This is a genomic window from Alteromonas sp. ABM1_013 (genome assembly GCF_056160505.1).
This window is the reverse complement of sequence record NZ_JBSWXH010000006.1, coordinates 328380-336525: the sequence shown is the minus strand read 5'-3', so window position 1 is coordinate 336525 and position 8146 is coordinate 328380. Positions and strand designations below refer to the sequence as shown.

Annotated in this window: 7 protein-coding genes; 1 reads left to right on the top strand and 6 read right to left on the bottom strand. The window is 45.0% G+C overall.

Translation table 11 applies throughout. The features are described from left to right. Positions 1–519: 519 nt before the first annotated feature. Entirely contained in the window at positions 520–1668 is a 1149-nt protein-coding gene (locus ACXAGK_RS18625; RefSeq protein ID WP_474857388.1) for an iron-containing alcohol dehydrogenase, read from the top strand. On the opposite strand, the gene ACXAGK_RS18620 is transcribed toward ACXAGK_RS18625, so the two are convergent. The 6 genes from ACXAGK_RS18620 to ACXAGK_RS18595 all read right to left on the bottom strand — a co-directional run bounded on the left by ACXAGK_RS18620 (position 1665) and on the right by ACXAGK_RS18595 (position 8121). Next, the gene (locus tag ACXAGK_RS18620) at positions 1665–2432 is read right to left on the bottom strand and encodes a 3-keto-disaccharide hydrolase (protein ID WP_474857387.1); all 768 of its coding nucleotides are present in this window, start codon (positions 2430–2432) and stop codon (positions 1665–1667) included. The genes ACXAGK_RS18625 and ACXAGK_RS18620 overlap by 4 nt on opposite strands. 120 nt (positions 2433–2552) lie before the next feature. After that, the gene (locus ACXAGK_RS18615) at positions 2553–3170 is read right to left on the bottom strand and encodes a gluconate 2-dehydrogenase subunit 3 family protein (RefSeq protein ID WP_474857386.1); all 618 of its coding nucleotides are present in this window, start codon (positions 3168–3170) and stop codon (positions 2553–2555) included. Beyond that, the gene (locus ACXAGK_RS18610) at positions 3170–4855 is read right to left on the bottom strand and encodes a GMC oxidoreductase (RefSeq protein ID WP_474857385.1); all 1686 of its coding nucleotides are present in this window, start codon (positions 4853–4855) and stop codon (positions 3170–3172) included. The genes ACXAGK_RS18615 and ACXAGK_RS18610 overlap by 1 nt, the downstream gene beginning before the upstream one ends. Before the next feature lie 44 nt (positions 4856–4899). Continuing rightward, entirely contained in the window at positions 4900–5817 is a 918-nt protein-coding gene (locus ACXAGK_RS18605; RefSeq protein WP_474857384.1) for a hydroxypyruvate isomerase family protein, read from the bottom strand. Continuing rightward, positions 5810–7027, bottom strand: a complete 1218-nt coding sequence (locus ACXAGK_RS18600) for a nucleoside permease (RefSeq protein WP_474857383.1) — start codon at positions 7025–7027, stop codon at positions 5810–5812. The genes ACXAGK_RS18605 and ACXAGK_RS18600 overlap by 8 nt, the downstream gene beginning before the upstream one ends. Positions 7028–7053: 26 nt before the next feature. Then, on the bottom strand, positions 7054–8121 hold the full coding sequence (locus tag ACXAGK_RS18595; RefSeq protein ID WP_474857382.1) for a sugar phosphate isomerase/epimerase family protein: 1068 nt from the start codon (positions 8119–8121) through the stop codon (positions 7054–7056). Positions 8122–8146 lie beyond the last annotated feature (25 nt).

Genomic DNA, 8146 nt, shown 5'->3' with positions numbered 1-8146 from the left:
AAATATATCGAAATATGAATCGTCGTTGTGACACTCTTAACGAGTGCCCACACAGATTGTCTTGTCTAAATTGTTAAAGAACGTTGCGACTTCTTCGCAATTCACTAGAAGCCGCTGCCTCTTAGTGACTCACCCTGTTCGAGTGAGGTGCGAATTATACGCTGAAAGTTTTCGTTGTCAACACTTTTTGAAAATTTATTTTCTGAAGCGTTTCTTCTAAACTCCCGTCTTTACTGGCCTATATAGGTAGTAGAGACTTACTTCAGGAGGCTTGCTGTTTTGCTTTTCCCCCGAAGCGGGTGCGCATTTTAGGGAAATGAGCGCTCACGTCAACACTTATTTCGAAAAAAACCTTATTTTTCGATCGTTTGCACAAACAACACACAAAACGTTCATTAAAACCACGAATTCACCTCACTTTTAACCATCTATAAGGTTAGTTAAGTGGTATCCGCTGTGTTGTACTATAAATTAAATAACTCGTAGCTATCAAAAAAACGCCCTTATCAGGAGCACTCTATGAAGGTTTCGGAATTTAAGACCGCGGGAAAACTCATTACTGGACTAGGTGCTATTAAAGCCCTTACTGATGAAATGAAGCGTTTAGGAATAAATAACTGCGCTGTAATAACTGATAAAGGCGTATCTTCTTCAGGGCTTCTCGACCAAATACTCACGCTTATTTCTTCTAAACCTGTACTTATTGTTGATGACATACCTCCTGAGCCTGAAGTAGATGTTATAGAAAGAAAGTTGTGCTTGCTTCGGGAAAAACAAATAGACGGAATAATCGCGCTGGGCGGAGGCAGTGCTATTGATAGCGCTAAAGTACTTGCCTCAACATATGACTATACCGGACCTCTTGTAGATCTCTTCGGTGAAAATACACTTACACAAAGAAACCTCCCCCTTATTGTTATCCCCACTACCGCAGGTACAGGTTCCGAAGTTACCAACATTGCTATATTGTCTGACCCAAAGGCGCAAATGAAAAAAGGCATTGTTAGCCACTGCTTATTACCCGATGTTGCTATTGTTGCACCTGAGATGACAAAAACGTGCCCACAGTCGATTACAGCAGCGAGCGGTATAGACGCATTCGTTCACGCTCTTGAAGCTTATATAAGTGTAAATGCTAGCCCCATTACCGACGCGCTTGCAGAGAAGGCGCTTAAACTTATTTTTAGTTCATTAGTACACGCTTATAATAATGGTGAGAACCTGTCGGCGCGTGAAGATATGGCCACCGGCAGTTTAATGGCAGGTCTTGCGTTTGGAAATGCTGGCGTGGGCGCAGTACATGCACTGGCCTATCCCTTAGGCGGGCGCTTTCATTTATCACACGGCATGAGTAACGCAGTAATGCTTCCCCACGTTTTGAAAGTTAATGCGCCTTTCTGCCAAGACAAACTTTACTGCGTGGCCAAGCTACTGAAGGTATGTGAGCGCCACCATTCAAAAGAAGAAGCAGTTAAGCGGCTATTAGGTGCTATAGAAAAGCTGTGTAGGGATGTAGACATACCCGCTTCACTCACCCATTTTAATATTTCGCCAACTTGTGTAGGGGAACTAGCAGAAGAAGCGAGTAAAGTAACTCGCCTTCTTCGCAATAATCCCAAGCAATTAAGTATTGAAGAGATTGAAGATATATATCGGCTTGCGTTTTAAAGCGGTCTTACCCACATATTTTTGAAGCTTACTAAGTTACCGTGATCTTGCAATTGAAGTGGGGCACATCCGTGCGCTTTATATTTAGGTGCACCTATCCATTCTGTGGTTCCTTGGATCTCGGTATGGTTTTGAACTACTACGCCATTATGTATAACGGTAACATAGCCCTTTGTTGCTAAGTCTTCACCGTTAAAGGTAGGAGCTTTATAGATAATGTCATAGGTTTGCCACTCACCAGGGGCCTTCATAGCATTAACTAACGGGATAGTTTGCTTATATACACTTGCAGCCTGACCATTGGGATAGGTCTTATTCTGATATGAGTCTAATACCTGAATCTCGTATCTTTGTTGAAGGAAGATACCGCTGTTATTACGCTGCTGTCCTTCCATACCGGCTTCTGGCCGGGGCGCTTTCCACTCTACGTGCAGTTGTACGTCACAAAACGCTTCGTTCGTTTTAATATCGCCCGTGCCCGGTTTTACGGTAAGTACACCATCTTGAAGCGTCCATTTAGCCTTACCTTCTTTTACCGAACTCCAATTTGATAAGTCATTGCCAATTAAAATGGTGGCATCAGAAGGCACGCCCGCCTTATCAAAAGAAACAACTTCCGGAACCGGCTCCCAAACTTCTGTTTTAGCTGCCTGCTGTTCACGAGTTAGACGTGACTCGCTTTTCTCTTTATCTGCTTCTGTTGTAGCGCACGAGGTAAGCGGCATAAGTAGCGCCACTGTGGAGGCAAGAAGAGTCTTATTCATTGTGTTAGTACCTTTTCTAATCTGTTTCATCACTATGTAGCGATTGGCTTTTTTGTTTTTGCTTTATTCACTAAGCTTTATATATCAAACTCTTGTCTATCAAGCCTTTGTATATCAGGCTTACGTGGCCCACGCTTTGTCGCCCTTCTTATAAGGAAATGCTCCGTCGTAACGCCCAGGAATAGCTACATATCGAAGTACTTTGGTAGCACCAACTTGTGAAGTGAAAAAGCAATAAAGTGTCAGTTGCTTTAATAAGGTGAAGTAGTGAGGGGTTGGCTTATCGGTACCAGGTTCCCATTGACTTGGCTTTCCTGTTTCAACGCCTTGATAAACGCCGTTAGCAAGGTTCGCCTCTTTTGCTTCCACATCCAAGTCATTAAAGAAAGTTTCTCGCTCTTGCTTGGTAAGCTGGATAAATGGCTTATTGAAGCGACTTTTACTTAATGAAGATATTTTATTTATGCCATCGACAAACGTTTTTTGAAGTAAGGGTGTGTAGCAATCGGTTACCAGCACAGCCATTGTTGCACCAACGTTTGCAGCTTTTGCTCCGGGCGTATCTGTTTGGGGGATGATTACCTCCCCCATCTCGTTGAGTAGAGCCACGTCTTTTTCATTAAATAATGTGTCACTTAGCGGTACCGCAGGAATATCTTTGTAGGCAAACACATTTCCTGCAAATAACGCCGTACCCGTGGCTGTCGTGATAAGTTTGAGTAATTCTCTGCGTTCCATTAAAGATTTCCTCGCTTTAACTCTTCCACGGCAAATTCAGCAGCTCTTGCCGTTAGCGCCATATAGGTTAGCGACGGGTTAACACAACTGCCTGATGTCATTGCTGCACCATCTGTAACAAATACGTTAGGTGCGTCCCATACTTGGTTATGCGCATTTAACACAGACGTTTTTGGATCTCTGCCCATACGCGCCGTACCCATTTCGTGAATACCCATGCCAGGAGCATAGTCGGCATCCCAACCTTGAACATTCTTAAGCCCAGCTGCTTCGAACATATCAACGGCGTCTTGCTGCATATCTTTACGCATCTTGAGTTCGTTTTCCTTGATCTCAACGTCCATGGCAAGTACTGGCAAGCCCCACTTATCGGTGACTTTTTTGTTCAGGTACACTTTATTTTCGTGGTACGGAAGAATTTCACCGAAAGCTGTCATCCCGATGGTCCAAGGACCCGGCTCGGTGATCGCATCTTTTAGTCCTGCTCCTATACCAAGCTCGGCAATGTCTTTGCGCCAGCCTGAACGACTTGCGCTGCCTTGATAGCCAAATCCACGTAGATAGTCACGCTTATCACCACCCCAATTTCTAAACCTTGGCACATAGAAACCGCTTGGTCTGCGTCCGTAAGTATATTTATCCTCAAAGCCTTCTACTTCTGCCGATGCTCCTACTCTAAAATGGTGGTCCATAACGTTGTGGCCTAGCTCGCCACTACTGCTTCCCAATCCACCGTCCCACACATCCGTGGCAGAATTCATTAGTACCCATGCCGAGTTCAAAGCTGACGCATTAACGAAAACGATTCTACTTTTGAATACATAAGTCTCGTTGGTTTCTGCATCGATAATTTCAACGCCAGTGGCGCGCTTTTTGTCTTTGTCGAACAAGATCTCTTTTACAATCGAGAAAGGACGAAGGGTTAAGTTACTTGTTTTAACAGCCGCCGGAAGCGTAGATGCTTGCGTACTAAAGTAGCCACCAAACGGACATCCCAACCAACACTTATTGCGGTACTGACAATGAACACGCCCTTCTTCAGGTTTGCTTTGTGTCATATTTGAAGTACGGCCATGCACTATGTGACGCGCGCCTTCGTAGGCCTTTTTCACTCGCTCCGCGACACTTTCCTCTACAATATTCATTGGCATCGGCGGCTGGTAAATACCATCAGGCAACACGTCTAAACCATCACGGTTGCCGCTGATACCTGCGAATTTTTCTACATAGTCATACCAAGGTGCTAAGTCTTCGTAGCGAATAGGCCAGTCAACCGCTATACCTTCTTTAGCATTGGCTTCAAAATCTTCTTTGTTTAAACGGTAGCTTTGGCGCCCCCATAACAATGAGCGCCCGCCTACATGGTAGCCTCTGTACCAGTCAAAGCGCTTGTCTTCGGTATAAGGATTTTCTTTTTCATTTGCCCACATACCGTAGGTTTTTTCATTTAGTGGGTAGTCGCGTTTGAGCACGGGATAATCTACTTTCATCGCCTGTGTAGGTAAGTCGCGATGTGGATAATCCCAATCTTCTTTATGCGCATTCTTGTAGTCTTTTATATGTTCAATATTTTGACCACGCTCAAGCATAAGCACTTTTAAGCCTTTCTCGGTAAGCTCTTTCGCAGCCAAACCACCACTGATACCAGACCCAATGACTATTGCATCGTATTCGTTACTCGCCATAACACGTCCTTAAAACTTCATTCGTCGCTGTGCCTGTTCGCACGTTATACATCGCAGATTTGAATCGCTTGATGTAGCGACGCTATTCTGCTGGTTTTGCTTTTCGGTGTAGGTATAAACTCTTGTGCTAGATAGCCTTTGAAACCGGTCTGAACAATGGCTTTAGCAATGGCTTCATAATTCAGTTCTTGTGAAGCATCTATTTCGTGACGTCCAGGAACGCCGGCCGTGTGATAATGACCAAAGTACTGATGGTTATCGCGAATAGTTCGAATGATATCCCCCTCATTAATTTGCATGTGGTAGATATCGTAAAGCAGCGAGAAGTGCTTAGAACCTAGGCGTTTGCAAAGTTCTATGCCCCACGCAGAGTTGTCGGCCATGTAATCAGGGTGGTCGACTTTACTGTTAAACAGCTCCATAAAAATCACTACATTGCGTTTTTCAGCGTGAGGTAAAATGCGCTTTAACCCTTTGACGGCATTTTCAAGCCCGTCTTCCTGCGACATGCCTCTGGCATTACCGCTAAAACAAATAAGGTTGGTGTAACCTGCATCGGCGACTAAATCGATGTGCTTTAAATAGCGCGCTTCTAGTTCATCGTGTAATTCAGCATGAATAAAGCCATCTTCAAGGCTAATTTCAGCGCCATTACACATAGAAGAGTCGATGCCATATTGCTTTAGTACAGGCCAATCTTCAGGGCCAACTAAGTCAATTGCTCCAAACCCTAATTGCTTAACGGTTTGGCACAACTCTTCAATGCTTAAATCGCCGTAAGTCCATCGACTTACCGAGTGATTCACATTGCCTTTAAGCGGTGTATTCATGACATTATTACCTTTACCTTCTGTGGTTGACTCGGTTGCAGCTAAACTAGAGGCGGTTAACCCTACTCCAGCTATTCCTACCCCGGTCACTGCCATGCTTTGAAGTAACTTTCTGCGGGCATTGTTATGCATCTGCGTTCACCTTTTCCTTTCTGAACAGAATGGCGAATAGCACTAACACCACCGCGGCAAACCCTGCTGGGAATAACCAAATCTGCTGCCAACTATGCGCACCGGTTTCCATCGTGTAGGTATCGGTAATTGAGCCAGCAACCGCAAAGCCCACCAGCATACCCACGCCGTACGTAGCCAAGGTAATTAGCCCTTGCGCGGCACTTTTTACATGCTCTCCCGCTTTCGCATTGGTATAGATTTGCCCTGATACAAAGAAGAAGTCGTAACAAATACCGTGCAGTGCAATACCGATAATAAGCATGAACAAACTTTCATCAGCGTTGCCAAATGCGAACAACGCATAGCGAATTACCCAAGCAGCCATACCAATTACTAAGGTGACTTTAATGCCAAAGCGATTCAAAAATACCGGTAGAGCCAACATAAACAGTACTTCAGATACTTGGCCCAAGGTCATTTTTCCTGTGGCGTTTTCAACGCCTATTTCGGTAAGAAAAGGGTTAGCATTCTGGTAGTAAAAGGCCAGTGGAATACAAATGAGTACCGATGAGAGAAAGAACACAAAGAAGTTCTTATCTTTGAGCAATGCTAACGCATCTAAGCCTAGAATATCCCGTATGGTTACGGCTTTGCCGCTAGATTGAGGAGGCGTGTTTGGTAGCGTAAAACTGAATACACCTAAAATTAACGAGGCAATGCTACATAATAAGAAGGTGTTTTTGAGCATACCATCGGCAATAGATTGGGCAGAATCCCATGAGAATACATAGCTAATCATAAGACCTGCCACAATCCAGCCGATAGTGCCCCACACACGAACTTTTCCGAACTCTTTCGACGGGTCGACCATTTGCCCGAAAGACACCGAGTTGACCAGTGCCAGCGTAGGCATATAGGCAATCATGTACGCCAACACATAAGGGTAGAAGCTGGCAAAATCATTCGCTTGGTACATACAATACATAAGTACGGCGCCAATGAGGTGTAAGAAACCGAGGATCTTTTCTGCATTAAAGAATCGGTCGGCAATAAGCCCCACAATGAAGGGGGCAATAATGGCGCCCCAACTTTGGGTTGAGAAAGCCATACCGATTTGCCCGCCATTAGCAGCCAAGGTATTCGACAAGTACGTACCTAATGTTACAAACCAGCCTCCCCAAATGAAGAACTGAAGGAACATCATCAAACTCAGGCGTAGGGTTATCATAGTTATTGTTATCCTGTTGATGGCGCTTAGCGCTCAAGCCCTAAAATACGATTATTTTTCGCTTTACTCACATCACCACCCGCAAAATCGTCAAAAGCGTATTTGCTTGGTTCGATAATGTGTGAAGTGATGAAAGGTGCGCCTTCTGCAGCACCTTGCGCACTGTCTTTTAAGCAGCATTCCCACTCAAGTACTGCCCAGCCGGTGAAGCCGTACTGGGTAAGCTTGCTAAAAATTCCTTTGAAATCGACCTGCCCATCGCCAAGAGAGCGAAAACGGCCAGCTCGTTCTTGCCAGTCTTGATAGCCGCCATATACACCGTTTCTGCCGTTAGGGTTAAACTCGGCATCTTTGACATGAAACATTTTGATACGGCTGTGGTAACGATCGATAAAGTCGAGGTAATCAAGCTGCTGTAAAACAAAGTGGCTTGGGTCGAAAAGAATATTTGCCCGAGGGTGGTTATCTACCGCACTTAAAAACTGCTCGAACGACGCGCCATCGTGCAAGTCTTCCCCGGGGTGAATTTCGTAGCATACGTCTACGCCCGCATCATCGAATGCATCAAGTATGGGCTTCCAACGCTTAGCGAGTTCAGCAAAGCCTTGCTCAACCAAGCCAGCTGGACGCTGAGGCCATGGATAAACTAAGTGCCACATTAATGCACCTGAAAACGTAGCGTGGGCTTTTAACCCCAAACGTTTACTAGCGATAGCCGCACATTTCAGCTGGTTGATTGCCCACTCGGTTCGCTCTTGTGGCTTGCCGTGTAAGTGCGCCGGTGCAAAATTATCGAATAACTCGTCGTAAGCAGGGTGCACAGCAACTAACTGACCTTGTAAGTGCGTAGAAAGCTCGGTTATTTCCACGCCAGCGTCTTTACAAATTTGCGCTATATTGTCGCAGTACTCTTGGCTTTCAGCCGCTTTCTCTAAATCGAAAAGACTAGGATCGGTAGGAACTTGTATTCCCTTATAGCCAAGCGACGCTGCCCACTTCGCCATATTTTCGAGCGTATCGAAAGGCGCTTCTTTTCCCATAAACTGAGCAAGGAAGATTGCGGGCCCTTTTATAGGTTGATGGTTAGTAGCCATAAGCGATCACCTTTTTCATATTAAG